This is a genomic window from Aeromonas cavernicola, from assembly GCF_002795305.1.
In the GTDB taxonomy this organism is placed as follows: Bacteria; Pseudomonadota; Gammaproteobacteria; order Enterobacterales; family Aeromonadaceae; genus Aeromonas; species Aeromonas cavernicola.
This window is the reverse complement of sequence record NZ_PGGC01000027.1, coordinates 1-16,169: the sequence shown is the minus strand read 5'-3', so window position 1 is coordinate 16,169 and position 16,169 is coordinate 1. Positions and strand designations below refer to the sequence as shown.

At 54.0% G+C, this 16,169-nt stretch carries 13 protein-coding genes; 7 read left to right on the top strand and 6 right to left on the bottom strand.

Annotation, left to right across the window (positions count from 1 at the left end):
* Nucleotides 1-106 precede the first annotated feature (106 nt).
* The gene (locus CUC53_RS03375; RefSeq protein ID WP_100292847.1) at nucleotides 107-1,093 is read left to right on the top strand and encodes an AraC family transcriptional regulator; all 987 of its coding nucleotides are present in this window, start codon (nucleotides 107-109) and stop codon (nucleotides 1,091-1,093) included.
* Nucleotides 1,094-1,177: 84 nt separating this feature from the next.
* On the opposite strand, the gene CUC53_RS03370 is transcribed toward CUC53_RS03375, so the two are convergent.
* Nucleotides 1,178-3,559: a beta-glucosidase gene (locus tag CUC53_RS03370; protein WP_100292846.1), complete on the bottom strand. Its 2,382-nt coding sequence runs from the start codon at nucleotides 3,557-3,559 to the stop codon at nucleotides 1,178-1,180.
* 391 nt (nucleotides 3,560-3,950) lie between these two features.
* The gene (locus CUC53_RS03365; RefSeq protein WP_100292845.1) at nucleotides 3,951-4,781 is read right to left on the bottom strand and encodes a DUF1194 domain-containing protein; all 831 of its coding nucleotides are present in this window, start codon (nucleotides 4,779-4,781) and stop codon (nucleotides 3,951-3,953) included.
* A 140-nt stretch (nucleotides 4,782-4,921) separates the two neighbouring features.
* On the opposite strand from CUC53_RS03365, the gene CUC53_RS03360 reads away from it, so the two are divergent.
* Nucleotides 4,922-5,695, top strand: a complete 774-nt coding sequence (locus CUC53_RS03360; RefSeq protein ID WP_420808038.1) for an archaeosortase/exosortase family protein — start codon at nucleotides 4,922-4,924, stop codon at nucleotides 5,693-5,695.
* Nucleotides 5,679-6,137 (top strand): hypothetical protein, encoded by a 459-nt coding sequence (locus tag CUC53_RS03355; RefSeq protein WP_100292844.1) that lies wholly within the window; start codon nucleotides 5,679-5,681, stop codon nucleotides 6,135-6,137. Before CUC53_RS03360 ends, CUC53_RS03355 begins: the two co-directional genes overlap by 17 nt.
* On the opposite strand, the gene CUC53_RS03350 is transcribed toward CUC53_RS03355, so the two are convergent.
* The 4 genes from CUC53_RS03350 to CUC53_RS03335 are packed head-to-tail and all read right to left on the bottom strand — an operon-like array spanning nucleotide 6,106 to nucleotide 11,080.
* Entirely contained in the window at nucleotides 6,106-6,537 is a 432-nt protein-coding gene (locus CUC53_RS03350) for a hypothetical protein (RefSeq protein WP_236757855.1), read from the bottom strand. The two genes, CUC53_RS03355 and CUC53_RS03350, sit on opposite strands and share 32 nt — an antisense overlap.
* Nucleotides 6,538-6,585: 48 nt before the next feature.
* A complete protein-coding gene (locus tag CUC53_RS03345; protein ID WP_100292842.1) occupies nucleotides 6,586-9,117 on the bottom strand; it encodes a hypothetical protein in 2,532 nt (843 codons plus the stop codon).
* A gap of 11 nt (nucleotides 9,118-9,128) precedes the next feature.
* Nucleotides 9,129-10,319, bottom strand: a complete 1,191-nt coding sequence (locus tag CUC53_RS03340) for a glycosyltransferase (RefSeq protein WP_100292841.1) — start codon at nucleotides 10,317-10,319, stop codon at nucleotides 9,129-9,131.
* Nucleotides 10,316-11,080, bottom strand: coding sequence for an acyltransferase (locus CUC53_RS03335; RefSeq protein ID WP_100292840.1), 765 nt, complete (start codon nucleotides 11,078-11,080; stop codon nucleotides 10,316-10,318). The genes CUC53_RS03340 and CUC53_RS03335 overlap by 4 nt, the downstream gene beginning before the upstream one ends.
* Nucleotides 11,081-11,366: 286 nt before the next feature.
* On the opposite strand from CUC53_RS03335, the gene CUC53_RS03330 reads away from it, so the two are divergent.
* The 4 genes from CUC53_RS03330 to CUC53_RS03315 form a co-directional block, all read left to right on the top strand.
* Nucleotides 11,367-12,686 carry a lipopolysaccharide biosynthesis protein gene (locus CUC53_RS03330; protein ID WP_100292839.1) on the top strand — a complete coding sequence of 440 codons (1,320 nt, stop codon included), beginning with the start codon at nucleotides 11,367-11,369 and terminating at the stop codon, nucleotides 12,684-12,686.
* Nucleotides 12,674-14,053 (top strand): O-antigen ligase family protein, encoded by a 1,380-nt coding sequence (locus CUC53_RS03325; protein WP_100292838.1) that lies wholly within the window; start codon nucleotides 12,674-12,676, stop codon nucleotides 14,051-14,053. Before CUC53_RS03330 ends, CUC53_RS03325 begins: the two co-directional genes overlap by 13 nt.
* 4 nt (nucleotides 14,054-14,057) lie before the next feature.
* Nucleotides 14,058-15,326 (top strand): glycosyltransferase family 4 protein, encoded by a 1,269-nt coding sequence (locus CUC53_RS03320; RefSeq protein WP_100292837.1) that lies wholly within the window; start codon nucleotides 14,058-14,060, stop codon nucleotides 15,324-15,326.
* Nucleotides 15,323-16,169: glycosyltransferase family protein (locus CUC53_RS03315; RefSeq protein ID WP_100292836.1), on the top strand; the 847-nt coding region annotated here is incomplete at its 3' end. The genes CUC53_RS03320 and CUC53_RS03315, both read left to right, overlap by 4 nt.

The window sequence follows — 16,169 nt, the reverse complement described above, 5'->3', positions numbered from 1 at the left end:
TTCCCGCCCTGACTTCGCGGGCTGGGGGATCACGAGCAGTTTCCTGTTAGCATGCAGATTGGGACGGCAGATGTCGCAGAGCGTATCAAATCAGGTGATCAGAACCATGCTGGCGGCCTGCCAGCAGCAGGGGGGCGATCCTGCTGCCATTTTGCTGGCGGGTGGACTCACCTCGTTCGACATCGAGCGGGAACTGGGTCGGATCCCAGCCCATAGCCACTACCGGATGCTGCAACTGATGCAGCCCTATTTGGCCAGTTTTCACGAAACCATCCTCTCCTATGACATCGCTCAGCTCTACCAGCATTATCCGCCGCTCATCAGCCTGTGCCTAAACCAGCCATCGCCGCGTGCGGCGCTCGAGGTGCTGCTGGCCTATCGCCCCATTATCGGCAGTTGTGATGAGCTGCGGGTGCGCCGAGGAGGGCAGGTCAGCCAATATCTGTATCTCAATCAGGGGCCCGCCAGTTTAGGTGCGAGCCAGGCCATTCCCAACTTCATCATGATCTTTCGGATCTTGCGGTTCTATCTGGATGCTCCCCGGATCTCAGTGGGCTTCACGGGGCAACCACCACCGCGCCATCAGCTGCTGGATCACTTTTTTGCCACCCGTTGCCGCTGGGAGCAAAGGGAGCAAAGGGAGAATACCCTGACCATCAACAATCTCCAGCTAGATAGCCTCAGCCCCAGCTACAACGAGCCCCTTGCTCGTCTGCAGCTGGCCCAGTTGGTTCAGATTTGCGCCGACATCGCCGAGCGGTCCCCCTTTGCCTATCTGGTAGGGGAGCGGATCCGTCACAAAATCCAAGAGAGGGGGTTGGAGTGCGACGCAAGCCTGCTCAAAGAAGTGTGTGCGGCCATGAACGTCAGTCGTTGGACGTTGAATCGTAAATTACAGGGGGAGGGATGCAGCTTCTCCACTCTGCTCAGGGAGGCGAGGGTGAACGAAGCCTGTCGCTTGCTGGGCGAGGGGCTGCAACCCCTGCAGAACATCAGTGATAAGGTCGGTTTCTCGTCCCAGAGCGCCTTCAACCGCTTCTTCAAGGCCAATACCAAGATGACGCCACTGGCCTACCGCAACGCCCGCCAATAACACGAGACCGGCGCAAGGCCAGTCCCGTAGTCGGGCTATTGCCGAGCCATAATTGTCGAGTCAAGCTGAGCTGAACGCATCGTGTTAGCGGGTGACGGTAGTGACAGTGGTGGGGTCTACCCCAGCTGGCAGTGCCAGCGCCCCCAGCGTGGTATTGCTGACCACGATCTCCTTGCTCACCGTGAAGCTGACCGGCGTGCTGGCGGAGATATTTGACGAGGGGCTGATGTAGACATTGTAGCGGCCCGGCTCCACGATCCACTGGTTGCTGGTCTCATCGAAGCTGGCGAGGATGCTGGCCGGAATAGTAAAACTCAGCTGTTCGCTGGCGCCAGGTGCCAGCTGCGCCGTCTTGGCAAAGGCCTTGAGCTCGATGAGCGGTTTCTTCAGCTTGACCTCGGGGGCGGTGACATAGACTTGGGCCGCTTCCTTTCCTGCCACCGCACCGGTGTTGCTGATGGTGGCGGTCAGCACCAGGCTACCTGTGCCATCGTTGGTCAATGTATTGCTGGCGATAGTGGGGTTGGTGTAGCTGAAGCTGGTGTAGGAGAGGCCGAAGCCGAACGGATAGGATACTGCCTGCTCAAAGGTGCTGTAGTAGCGGTAGCCCACGTAGATCCCCTCGTTGTAGTAGAGATCGTCCGGTTCGCCATCCCCGTCAGAATCCTCGCCAGGAAAGGTATCGGCGGAGGGAACGCTGGCATAGCTTTGCGGGAAGCTTTGGGCCAGTTTGCCGCTCGGGTTGACCACGCCAGAGAGTACGTCTGCCACCGCGTGGCCGGTCTCCTGGCCGGCCATGTAGGCCAGCAGGATGGCATCCACTTTGTCGCGCCACTGAGTGGTGTCGATGACGCCGTTGACGTTGAGTACCACGACAACCTTCTTGCCTTGGGCGTGGAAGGCGCTGCTCACTGCGTCGATAAGGGCGCGCTCGTCATCCCCGAGCAGATAGTCCCCTTTGCCGCTGCTGCGATCCGCCCCTTCCCCAGCCTGACGGCCGATGCTGATGATGGCAGCTTGCTGGGTGGTGGCTGTATTGGCGATCAGGGCCGCCAGATCGCCGTTTATCGGTGCCTCGGCGCAGGTGTAGTAGCCCTTGGCGCCAAACTGCCCCTCGTGATAGACCTTGTTATTCTGGTAAAAATCGCGGTAGTAACGCTGCAACGCTTCGTTGACCGAAAAGCGAGCGGCTAACCCTTGGGCGATGGTGGTGGTGCTGGCGGCGTTCACATCCCCGCTGCCGGTGCCGCCCTTGTAGGTGTTGATCTGGTTGATGCCGAAGCTGGCCAAGGAGCTGCTTGCCGCTAGCGGCAGGGCGGCGGCATCGTTGCGTAGCAGCACCATGCTCTCGGCACCAGCCTGACGCGCCAGCTTGGCATGGGCCGCCAAATCTGGGTTGTTGCTGATAGCCAGCCGCTGATAGGAGGGACTCTTCATCACCTGGGTCAGGATGTGGATGGCGGCCTTGTTTACCTTGGCCTCGTCGAGGTCGCCCTGTTCGATGGATTGTTGCAACTGCTCCTTGACGTTGCCAGGCTCGATCAAATCCTGCCCCGCCAGTACCTGTTTGTAGGCGCTATTGGCCACGTCGCCGGCAAACCAGTCGGACATCACTAGACCGTCGAATTGCCACTCACCGCGCAGCAGATCGGTCAGCGCATCTCTGCGTTCGTTGACATAGGTGCCGTTGACCTTGTTGTAGGAGGTCATCACCGCCCAAGGTTGGGCTTCGGCTACCGCGATCTGAAAGCCACGCAGGTAGATCTCGCGGAAGGTTCTCGGCTCACCGATATCGTTGATCTGGGTGCGGTTGGTCTCGGAGTTGTTGCCGAAGTAGTGTTTGATGGTGGTGCCCACCCCGTTGCTCTCCACCCCATTGACCATGGCGGCCCCGATTTTGCCGGTCAGTAGGGGGTCTTCTGAGTAGTACTCGAAGTTGCGGCCATTGAGCGGGTTGCGTTGGATGTTCATGCCCGGTGCCAGCAAGATATCGACCCCGTACTGGCGAACTTCGTCCCCCATGGCTGCGCCGACGGCCTTGACCAGCTTGACGTCCCAGCTGGAGGCGAGCAGCGAGCCGATGGGCCAGGCGGTGGCGTAGTAGCTGGCGCTGTCACCGTCGCGGTTGGCGTTGATCCGTACCCCTGCCGGCCCGTCGGCCAGTTTGAGGGCTGGAATGTCGATGCCGTCCGCGCTGCGCAGCACACCGTTGATGTAACCCGCCACGCCGGGCACGTCTTGCTTGACGTTGATGGCGCCGTTGGCACTGCCGTAACCAGGGCCGGAGAGCAGGCTCAGCTTCTCGCTCAGCGTCAGTTTTGTCACCATGCTTTCGGCTTGGCTGCGGTAGTAGGCATCGTTTTTCACCTTGGGGTCTGCGTCAGTCTGGTTGCAACCGACCAGCAGGCCGGCTAGTGCCAAGCTGACACCCAGTGAAACTGTTTTTAATTTTGTAGTGATAGGCATGAAGATCTCCTCATAACTGTCAGAAGAACAATAGAAAAGAGAGAGCGACACCGAGCGTAAGAGGTGGGTTCAGGCTGGACACTCGCGTACTGTTATTGGGTATCGCAAGGAAGTCGGGCGCCCATCGTCAGGCATTCGGTTCGTAGGCAGGTTAACAAGCTGAGCGATGGCCGCCTTGCCTAGAGGGAGCGAGGAATGTGCCGGCGGGAGCAAGCATACGGAGTTGTGAGCAAGATCGTGTTGTGAGTGTCAAACCAAGATGTGTCGCAAGTGGGAAGGTGATAACTGGGACATCCCACTTTTTGAGCCACTGCACGCAGGGGCGGCTGCGCGCAGTGGCCAGAGTCTTCATCGGGAACATGATGATCTCATCGATGCTGGCTGGGGTACGTCAAGCCTCAGCCGGTGCACTGTGACGCGGCAAAGAACGAGACCGACGTTGATAATGCCAAGCAAGCATTAAAGGGATGCCGAGTAGGAATTGAGCAAGCAGCGGTATGTCTTCTATCGGTGCAGGCAGAGCGCCTTCGGGAATGACCCCGCCTTCGATCTCTGCAGCTAGCTTCAATTGTAATGCACTACCAAAGTCGGAAAACGTTGCTGCATTGATAACAAATGCATCTTGGCCACCCGCAATGTTATCCATGTACCATGACTGGAGGACGCCATCTGCATAGTCTTGGCCGATGGTGATACCGTTGATGGTGTCGATACCTGATGCCAGTAGTTGATCCCGTACGGTTGCTGTATCGATACCATTGTTTTGAATGCCATCTCCCGAAACATCGATAACCTGACGTGCCGCGGTGAAGTCGTTGTTATCAAATTGCAGTCCACCAAAAGCCATTGCGGATCCTGGTGCTGTTGAACCTGAGAAGGGACGAACCAGACTATCTAAAGTCGCTGCGAAATTGTTTATAGAGGTCATGTCATAGAGATGAAACCAGTCAGTCATCACACTTTGCTGGCTACCGCCACTCCACATCACCATTTGAACGGCAATAGAGCCCAGTCGCCCTTCACTGGTATCGAGGATGGCACTTTGTACCTCAGTGTTATAAAAAGCATCAACATAGCCTTGTAGCTGCAAATTGTATTCAGAGGAGCTGACGCTACCTGATACGTCCATCAACAGTTGTAATTCAGTGTCAACTTCGGTCAACGCGTGGACTTGCGTAGCCATGAATATTCCCAGTAGACCAATTAATGGTTTGAGTTTCATCGCGCTTTCCTTGTCTTTGTTAGTGATGGTTGCCTAACTCTCTTATGAATAAAGCGTGCCAATCTGGTCTATGGCTTTCATTATTGTTGCAGGCATGATGTATAGGTGTCTGATCCGGTGATACTAGGGAGATGCATAGAATGAGGATAGCAGACCGCCCTTGGCTATGGGCACCTAACTGGCTGTTATTAGGATTGGCCAATCAGTGGATAATGGTGTGGCTGAATATGGGACACTTCAATCTGCTGGTTGTATTACTCATCGCTATTTGGTGGCAAATTGCGTTGCGAATTGCTGCCAGTTGGCAATTGAATCGCTATCAGCTCATTGGTTTTATTTTATTGATCTTAGTGCCAAGCGCTAGCCTCAAGGCATTAGCATGCCTGATGCTGGTCGCCACGTTATGGCGTCGGGGTCAATCAAAGGATCAGCGTGCAGTATTGCAGATTGTATTCGGTTTTACGGTCGCCGTTTTGTGGGGACAACAAGTATTCGCACTGCTTTCTGGTCCGGTGTTGGCCTTAGATGCTTGGGGGGTAAGCAAGTGGTTACAGTTACTGGGATGGCAAACATATTGGGAAGGAAATCGGATTGAGCGTATTGGTGGCCATTCTTTAATTGTGTTGAAAGGATGCTCCTCATTTGCTCAGATTTATTTGGTTGTACTTGCTTGGCTGGTGTCGTCTTGTTGGCTCACACCGCAGCATACTTGGCGTCAGCGGTTGCCATTATTGCTATTTGTTTGTGTCCTCTATATCGGTGCTAACCAATTACGATTAGTACTGATGAGCGTAGATGTACGTTGGTATCGCTGGTTACACAGTGGTTCTTGGGCGCAGCTATATCAGTGGACCATCATGATGATCATCATGATTTTCTTGTTTGTTGGAGGACGTCATGAACGGTCACGCTAGAGGATATACAGTGTGGCTACTAGTGGCTGTGCTTTCCATTGGATTTATGTTTTGGCGTTATCAATATCGGATTGCCGATGATAGCGAAAAACAGATGTTGGCAGAGCTTTCAAGTTGGGGCTGGCATGTTCGTATGGCAACCCCATTACTTGGCGGCACTTATATCAACTATCAGTTATTACACCCTCGTTGTGATGGGGCATTACAGGCGATGGTGTTGTCTGCAGATCAAGAGGCGATGTCAGTATCGTTTGCCTTACCCACTTTGGTGCAAGGGATCATGTTTCAGGGACAACGCTATCTGCAACCTCCCTTGTTGGTTTATAGACTGAGTCAGGGCTGGCGTAAATTGTGGGGGCTAAGTCCTTATCCGTTTTATCGAGTTGCCCTGCCTGAGTCATGTCTGAGTCTTATCGGGGAGGTGTCTCTGGCTGTGCACTGATGTGATCTTCTGTTTTAGGAGGTAATACCTTGATCAGGAGCTGATTAGGCGATTGCATTGGGTCATAGTGGGGCTCCAGTTCGATGGCGCGCGGTGCGAGTAACTGGCTCAACTTATTCAGACGTAAGCTAGCCAATCGTGCACTTTCCAGCACGTTAGTTTGCTTGCTTGGCCCGCTTATCAGGGTAATTCTTGTTGGATCTTTTTGGGCTAAAAATTGGTGCAATAGCTGTTCTTGGTCGGATGGGAGGGTGATCTCTTCGCCTAGATATTGCAACTGCAGCTGCGAGTTTTCGGCCAACTGTTGTTGACGCAACTGCGCGAGCAAGGGTAGCGTGTCGTCCATCGGCCTTTCTCTGGCACAACCAAATAGCGCTAATACCGACAGTGCAAATGGCACAATCAGTTGTCTGCTTTGCGATCTTGGCATTGACATAAGTAAATGGCATCAAGGGGATAGGTTGGCCTCAGTTTGCAAGGTTTTCAGCCGCTTGGCTAGTTGTTCTATTGGTTGACGTAGTGCCTCCCATGCGTACGGGGATTGTTGCTCTGCATCATGCCAGCGAGTAGGGATCTGTCGACGTAAGTCTCTGAGTAACAAGGCAGCATCAACTTGATAGCGAGCCGCATCTTCAAGCCATTGTAACCAGCGTAAGTCTTCGATGGCTTGCTGTAGCATGAGCAAATCTTGACTCAGACGGTGTGCTTCACAAGCTTGAGGGCCAAGCCATAGAAAATCGCTTTCACGCCCGTCAGTGGGATCATAAGGTTTTGCGGTAGGCATCCGGCCATGCCACTGCAGATAACCTTGTGCTCCGCTCTGCCATAAATAAAACCCCGCAGCTCTGGGGCTGCCAAGATTATAAAACCATGGTTGCGCACCCGCGTTTCTAACACGTATGACATCAGACTTGTCAGCGCCAAAACCTGTATTGATTAATGCTATTTCTACTTCGGCAAGTAAAGGAGCTTGGTCAGGATGGTTGAAATGGCCGGCTCGGATAACTAACGGATCACGCCGTTTCATCTCCTGAGCCAAGTTAATAATAGAGGGCAAGCTTGCTAACTCCGGTTCATCAAACAGGCTCCACGCGAGGGGAGGGAGAGCGTTTTTTTTCAGAGCCGCTTGCTGCCGCTGCCAAGCTGTAAGTTGGGTGGCGAGGTCAGTTCCCCATCGTTTGAGAGGTGTGTAGGCAAGTAGCGGTGGCTGAAAGCCAAATCCCATCGCTTCGCTTATCGCATTACGTATTCCCGCATCATCTTGTGGTAATGCGGGAGAGAGGCCGGTGATGCCAAGCTGCGCTAAGCGGGTGAGATCGCAACGATTAGCAGCTTCAATTTGTTGGCTGGCTTGCGCTGTATCTTGGTTCAACCAGTTAAAGTAAGGCGGAGCTTCCAAATAGATGCCTATGGGTTTGAGGCTTGCAGGTAGCCTTAAGGGGAGAATCTCAATCTGCACAGGTTGTTGCACCAATTGATGCTTGCTTAACAGCTGAATGCTGCCTTGATAGATACCAGCGGGGGCATCGTTTGGAATGGGCAGGTGCAGTACGATCCGGCGAGGGACCGACGGTTGTAATGTAAGCCCAGCGAGACCTTCAACCAGCTCTTGATCTGAAGGAGTGAGCAAAGTACCACTGGCTTGGGGCCGCGTGAGGTGCCACTGACCATAATAAGGGGTAAGTGGTAGTGATTTATCCTCTCTTGTAGGGGGCTGAATCACCAGTAATGGGGTTGGGTCATCCCATGGTGAATCAATCACGAACGTTAACAAAAGTTGGCTTCCTCGAGCCGCTATTATTGGTGACTGTTGGTCGGAAAGGGAGCTATTTATCGTGCTGCCAAGGGTGGGTTGTGAGGAGGCGATCGGGCGTAAGCCCAATGAACTCGTTGCAGGTATTGCCTTATAGGGCGCCAGCGCCCATTTTTCGGTAAACAGCTGTTGCTGTTTTGCTCGTACCAGCAAGGTTGCGTTTGAGTGTGGTGACGGCTCGGTTTTTGGGACTGCACCTCGTGGTTGAGCCGTGCTCTTTGGAGCAGGTGTCAGTAGCAAGCCCGCTAAAAATTTCGCCTCTGGCGAGTGACCAATAAGCTGCACGTTGAAAGGGCCTCCTGCGTGTGTAAGGGTGATCGTTACCGGTCCCCCCTGAGAGGCGCCCAGCAGCTGCCAAGGGTCTGGATTGGGCAATGCCTCCCGCATCTGCCCTGCTAAATAGCGGTGTTTTAGCCACTGCTGAGGTTGCCATTGCTCTGCCCATATAGGTTCACCATTGATCAGCACAGTGCGTTCGAGGGGGTGAGGCACGTATTCCCACTCACCAGGATCATCTAGCCACAAGGTGAGTTCATAGCGCCCTGGTGGCACCGCCAGATTAAGGCCATCAAGGTTACGTAAACCATCACGGATCAGGGCATCTCCCGAGGGGCGTAAGATAGGGGTTGGGTGCCCGATTAGGCGAGGATCTCCGGGGGTTACTGCATCGAAGCCACTGAACCGTGGTGCATCCGCTGGGCCCAAGTCGAGGGCAATCGTATCGCTTGGTAAGGTTAAACCTGCAGTCCAGTACCATTTTTTGATGGTCATAGCGGATGTCGTGTCGGCGGTAAAAAGATAAAGGTCAGTGAGCTTGTCGAGCGCGAGTGCACGAGGTTGATTGGTGCGCCATTCACTGAGGGCGAAACGAAGTGTAAACGGGCCAGGGGGAATGATTCGTTCCAGATTAACCCGACTGCCATAGCCGACAGAGGCCGTGTCATCAACCCGTAAGATCAGGGTTGTTGATAGGGGGCTGGGATTATCTCCTTCTATCACTAGTTCATCATCACTGCCTATCGGTACTGGGTCGTTGATGAGACTCACCTGCTGTGGGGTATGAGACCCCTTGAGCGGCAGTGACACCGGTTGGTTCAGTCGACTTTCGGCGCAGAGATGAGATGCAAATAAGAGGATGATCGCCGTTGCCCAACGGGGCTTTCGCATTCCTCTTATCATTAGCCCAACTCAGCAAGCCAAGTCTTTAGTTCACCGGCCTTATGGTCCCAGCTTTGTTGAGCGACGTGAGACTGGCGTGTTTGAGGTCCGTGATGTCTGGTTAATGTCTCCCATTCATTGGCTTGAAACCACGTTGGGTTGGTCTGATCAAAGGCGGCTTGGTTAATTGCACTGGCGAGGCTACTGGCTGTGGTGCTGATATGAACGAGTTCTCGAAACCCTTCTAAGGCAGGAAAATCAGTGCTGACTATAGGGCGACCAACAGCAAGATATTCTCGAAGTTTGAGTGGGTTACAAGCACGGATCTGGGCGTTATCGACGAAAGGCAGCAGGCTTACCTGCCAGTGTTGGGCGTAGGCAGCCAAGGCATGGTGAGGGCGGGGGCCCAGGAGATGAACATTCGGCAGCCCTTGTAAGGGGCTAAGGTCTGTCTGGACTGGGCCAATCAGCACGAGATCCCAATGGGGTAACGCTTTGGCTGTTTCTGCTAGCAAAGGAAGGTCAATCCAGTCGCTGATACTGCCGTAAAAACCGGCAATAGGGCGGCCGCGGGGGAGGTCTGTTGGCCGCGGTTGGGGGGGCATAAAGAGTTCCAAATCAACACCATGAGTGAGCAAGCGAGTCTTATGGGGTGGGAAGCGGCTCGCTAACGCAGGGCTGGCGGCGAGGATTAAGTCCGCCTTCTCAACCAGTGTGGCCTCACTGCGGGCAACTGCTTGATGGTCTACTCCCGCTAATGCCGAGAAATCATCGCCGCAATAATAGATCACAGCGCGTTCCCCCAATTTACCGACTAGGTCGACAGCACTGGGTAGCGAGAGCCACAGCAGTGGACGATCTAGCTCGGGAAATTGGGCTCGAATTTGTGCGGCAAGCCAGTGGCCATTGATTTTTCCTGCTAGGCGATTGCCTGGTAGGGGTAAAGCAAGGGGGGGGAGAACCTGGGGCTGATTGTGCTGCTCAGAAGATATCTCAGTCTTGGCGGAGCGACGCAACACGGCGCTCAATTTGCGCCCCATGCGGGTAAGGTCATGGAGTGTAAAGCGTGGCCGACGCAAACCAATCGAATTTACCCAAAGCACCTGATAGTCAGGTAATAAGCGCCTGATCAGATGCTGAGTACTGGAAGGATGTTGCCCCCAGTCCTCACCCAGCACGACCAATTGAGGTTTCTTCTCTGATGGCGTCATGATGTGGTCTCCTGCAATAAAGGGGAGATAAGTGGTTCGCGTTGTTCCTGACGACCAAGCGTTCTGATCACTTGCGCTGGGATACCGGCTGCGAGAACCCCTGCGGGTAAGCTGCGAGTGACGATGCTGCCAGCTGCAACCACTGTGCCAGCACCAATGGTGACACCCGCCATTACCATCACGCCGGTGCCGAGCCACACATCTTGTTCTAGCACGATATCTCCGACCTGCTCATCCAAGTCAGGTTTCCCTAACGCTCGATCCTTTGCGTCAAGTGGATGGCCAGGATAGCCTGCCAAAAAAGCGCGCCCAGCAATTCGCACGTTGTCCCCTAATATAATTTTACGTCCGATTGCTAGGGTAGTTTGCCAGCCGATATCGATGTTACTACCTAGCTTGAGTAAAGGCGCTTCACTAGACGGACGACCACTGATGGTTATGGCCGCACTGAGTCGGCAGTCTGCGCCGATCTCAATGGTCACTGGGCCACTGATAAAAGGGATGCCACCATACAGATATAGCCGAGGGGCTGGTGTTGTCAGGCGAGATTGAAATAAGGGCGTCCACCAGAGCGTGCGAGTGAGTGTGGCGAGGCTATGACTGGTAAGCAGATAAAAACGATAAAGTAAACGATGAAGGGGAGGGATTACTGGGCACGACCAGCCACGCGCCCTTTTGGCAAATCGCCATAGCTGGCGAGCCATTGGCGTATCGCCCTGTTTTGCCCATGCTTTTATGTTGTGCATGTTGAGTAGGCTCATCGTTTGTTCCTCTTGTCGGTCGCGCCAATGAATTAATGTGGCATGAATTGGTTGTTTTTGGATCTACCGTGATGAAAAAGCAGGATAGTGGGAGTGGGATTCTCTTGGCTGCGATGAAATTTGCAACAGCAGCTGCAAAAAGCGTGACAGAGTCTCATTGTGAGCTTGAATATAGTCACTCATCAGACACATGCTAAGAGCTTAAGCCCATTTGTGGCTTATCTTCCTACTGCGTTATTGAAATCACAGTAAAGCAATGCAGTGTCACCCTCGGCAAGGAGGCCAAATGACATTGGGGATAAACCAACGAGCCATGCTGTATTACGCAGTGGGGTTGCTACTGATGAAGGGCATCTCTCTATTGATGCTACCCGTCCTAACACACATGTTAGTCCCCCAAGAGTATGGCCAGCTGGAAGTGCTTCTCACGCTTATTAACCTCGGCTCACTGATCTTGGGTTTTGGGCTGGTGGATGCGCTTTATCGTTTTGCGGGTCTTGCTAAAGATGACCAAGCGCGCCAAGCGGTGGTAGCTAACTTATTTGGCCTTGTGTGGCTAATTGCCTTGGGAAGTTTGCTGTTGCTGTGGTGGCTAGCTCCCATAGTACAAGCGTTGTTGCCGGTACCAACGGAGCTTGCCGATGTGCGCTGGGTATTATGCGCTTTGCCGTTTGAGGGGGTGATTGGAGTACCGCTGGCCTGGCTACGCATGCGTAATTTTGCTCGCCTCTTCTTTTTTGTCACGGCAGGCAAGGCGATGATCCAGTCTTTGCTGACGGTATGGTGGCTCTGGCTAGGGTGGGGGGTGAGTGGGGTGCTCGCCTCAGGGACCCTCACGTGTGTTGGTCTGGCTTTGATTCTGAGTTTTTGGCAGTGGCGTGACAGCGGGTTACGATTTGATTGGTATCACTCGCGGCCGTTATTACGTTATGGACTGCCGCTGGTGGTCAGTGGCCTTGCCGGTTTTGCATTAAATGGTTTGGATCGTTGGCTATTGGCCGATGTGGTCGGTGAAGCCCGCCTGGCGTATTACGCGGTTGCGGGTAAATTGGCGCTGGCGGTAGGACTATTGCTCCAACCCTTTGCACTCTGGTGGTATCCCCGTCGTTTTATGCTGCTCAAAGAGCCTGATGGCTTACGTCTTAATGCCCATTACAGTGTGCTTGGGTCAGTGCTGGGTTTTGTTACCGCAGGTGTCGTTGGACTTATCGCTCCTTTGCTTATCTCTTGGCTGACACCACAAAGCTATCATGGTGCGATTGCCTATATCCCGTTGTTAGTCTTGGGGATGGCGGTACGTAATGTCTCAGATTTACTGAATGTCGGTTGTTTTAGTGGCGAGGAAAGTAAGTCTCAGATGTATATCAACCTTGGTTGCAGTGCACTTGGGGTGATGGGGTTTTGGCTGACTATCCCCGCTTATGGTGTTGAAGGGGTGATCTGGACGCTGCTGTTGGTCTATTTAGTGCGAGCTCTGGCATTTTACCTCGTCAGTCAGCGGTTATTACCGCTGCCCTATCGGTTGTTACCACTCTGGTCCAGCATCATAGGGGCGCTGGTCATGGTATGGATTGGACAAGAGTGGGTTAGTTTATGGGGCGTTTAAGTCATGGGCTATGGGCGCTGGTTGCCTGTGTGCTGCTCACATGGCTGTGGTTACGTTTACCCCATCCACTTTTACTGCCCGCCGTCGGTCTGGCAATACCCGCAATCTGGTTTGCACTGCGTTGGCCATTTTTGATGGTGCTAGGATTTGTCACCTTCTCATTTTTCCGCCTTCATGAGGTATTTCCTCCACTCTATCCGCTCAAAGTGCCTCTGTTGTTATCCTTGGCAGCGATCGGGGCGCTTGCGTGGCACATTGTGTTGAGCGGTCGTATCAAACCTTACTGGAGCCCGGTGCTGAGCTGGTTGAGTGCATTTTTTATTATTGCGTCGATTGGTGTTTTGTTTGCGAACAATCGGGGTGAGGCGATGGCCGCTTGGACCGGTAGTTACAGCAAAATTTATCTGATGACACTCGCGACTGCGTGGTTGGTGCGTACACCAGCTGATTTCGCGTTGGCCGTACGCACTTTCGTGGTCGCTGGCTCAATGGTGGCGCTGGTGGCGCTTTATAACAAAGCGAACGGAATCGGTTTAGTGGAGGAGACGCGGGTCACCATTGGGCGGGAACTTGGCTCCGTGTTGGGCGATCCGAATGATTTAGCGTTGGTATTACTATTTCCGGCGGGTTTCTCCGTGAGCTTACTACTGAATCCTGGTAGTTGGGTCGGTCGCGCGTTAGGGGGGATAGGCTTCATCTTGACGGCTGCGGCCATCATTGCCACCCAGAGCCGAGGCGGTTTGCTTGGGATTTGTGCGGTAGGTGGTGTGTTTGCTTGGCAGCGGGTGCAGTCGAAAACGTTACTGATCATGCTTGGTACTGTAGCAATGATGGTGCTGTTTGTTGCCGCAGGGATTAGTGAGCGGGCCTCCGGTGGTGCGGCAGAAAGTGGCGTTGATGCCTCAGCGATGGGGCGGCTTTATGCGTGGCAAGCGGCGTGGGGGATGGCGTTAGACCACCCCTTTATTGGCGTTGGTCTAAACAACTTTTACTACAACTACTACTTCTATAGCCCCCATTGGGATGGGCTCAATCATGCGGTGCACTCCACATGGTTTGGCGTGCTGGCGGAGACAGGATTCGTTGGGTTAGTACTGTTTGTTGGCATGGTGAGTGTGGCGATACGCAGCGCTTGGCGTTGTCAGTTAGAGGGAATGCCGCCCGCTGTTGCGACAGCCATGCAGGGGGTGATTGCCAGCATGATGGGATTTGTGATTTCAGGATCGTTTTTGACCCAAGGCTTCACTTGGCCCATTTATTTAGAACTGGCACTAGCGCTTGCGGTGATCCGGTATGCCCAGCATGCCAGTGATGACATGAGCCACCCAGCCTCTAGTGCGACATCGGCACAGTCAATCAGGAAGTGACAGCATGAGCATAACTCCGGTGTTATTAGTGCATTACGGTGATGACTGGATTCGTGGCAGCGAGCGCTGTTTGCTCGATCTGCTAGCCCATCTCGACCGCCGTCGTTTTGCCCCATTACTTTGGTGTAATAGCCCTTTGCTGGCTGAAGAAGCTGTTCGTCTTGGGGTCATGGTGCTAGTCGAACCGTTCAGCCTGCTGCTGGGCTGGCAAGCTCCCCGTTTTGATTTGGTGGCACATCGGCAGCGTTGTTTGCGTGCGCGCCAGTTGTTACGTGAACATCAGATTGCGGTGGTGCACGCCAACAGTGCAGCGCCTTGTCAATGGTTAGCTGACGTGTGCCAAGGGTTACAGGTCCCTTTAGTTTGCCACTTACATGCGCGTTATCAGCCCAGAGATAGATTTAGTTTGCAGGTACATAAGGCCAATGTGTTGATCGGTGTCAGTCAGCCCGTTTTGGCACCTTGGTACCAAGATGGCTGCGACCCTGAACGCTTGATCCATGTGGCAAATGGGGTTGATCCGGTTCGACTGGATCAGGGGGAGCCTTGGTTAGTCAGGGAGCAATTAGGTCTGTCGCCAGCGAGTTTTGTCCTCGCCACTATCGGATCGCTGATCCCCCGTAAAGGCATGGATCTGCTGCTCCGCTCACTGGCAGAGCTACTTCGATCAGGGCAAGACGCTCATCTGCTGGTGATTGGCAGTGGTCCTGAACGTAACGCCTTGGAGGCATTAGCGGGTGAACTCGGGGTGTTGCAGCAGGTCCATTTTTTGGGGGAGCGTGCAGACAGTGCTGCTATCTTGCGTGGCGGGGTAGATTTACTGGTCTCTGGTGCCAGAGAAGAGGTATTTGGTTTGACCTTGGCGGAGGCTGGAATGTTGGGATTACCGGTCAGTGCCTATCGGGTTGGCGGGATCCCTGAAGTGGTTGATGACGGCGTCACCGGCTTGTTAGCTGAGCCGCAAGATTGGGTGCAGATGACCCATCAGTGGCAGCGGTTAGCTGATCCCCAATTACGACAACAGATGGGGCTGGCCGGGCAGCTGCGCGCGCGGCAGTATTTTACCGTATCTCGTTACACCGAGAAGGTGATGTCTATTTGGTCAAATCTTTATGCAGGGCAATGGGCACAGGCAGGGCGGCAGCCCTATGGCGCGATTGCCGCGTGGATCTGGCAACGACTGCTCGCAATAGGGCGTGCTTACTTGATTCGGTTACGCGCAGGCAAGCAGCCCACAGGCTCGGCAAATATGGCCAATAAGGAACAGCCATGAGTATCAGCCCTTCTTTTCATCAAGACCGTGATGCCAAACAATCGATGGCCACGAGTGCGGTACCCAAGTTGTTGATTGTGGATCCCATTCCTTTTCGTGGCGGCTCAAAGATTGCGACAGAGGCGATGTTAGCTGAGCTACACCAGCGTATGCCTCATGCTGAGCTCCATGTAGTAACGCAAGATGGTGACTCGTGGCCCCTGTGCCAGCACCACGTGCTAGGGTTACCGCGGTTATTGCAGGGGAGAGAGTCGGGGGTCGGCTATTTACTCTCACAAAGCTGGCAGACTCTGCTGATCCTCTGGTGGGCATGGCGATTAGGTCGGGTGACTTGCTTGTTGGCTGCATCTGGTCCAGGGGTTGATCTCTGTTGTTATTGGGCCGCCCGACTCCTGAGATTACCCGTGGTGCAGCTGATCCATGGGCCGGTGTATTGTTCTGGGCTCTCTGCTCGGGCGCTATGGCAAGCGACACGCGTTTTTTATCTCGAGAGTTGCCGCCCGTCGTTAAACGCCATCCTAGAACGGCTTGGCAAAGATGATTTTCCAAACAGCTGGCAGCCTTTTCGTAATGGCTTATCTGAAGCAGTGTGGCCACGTCAGGGAGAGGGTGGGAGTGGCATTCTTTGGGCAGCGTCATTATTGCGTTGGAAAGGGCTGGAAACCATGTTGGCGGCGCACCAACAGATGGGGCACCTACGGCCCATACTGACGGTTTGTTATTTGCTGCCTAAAGGTATCGCATTACCTTGTAGTACCCCCCAACCCGAGTTGCCGGATACACGTTGGTATCAGGCCCCCGCTGACCTAGATATGATCCGCTCCCACTGCGGCATTTTTGTGT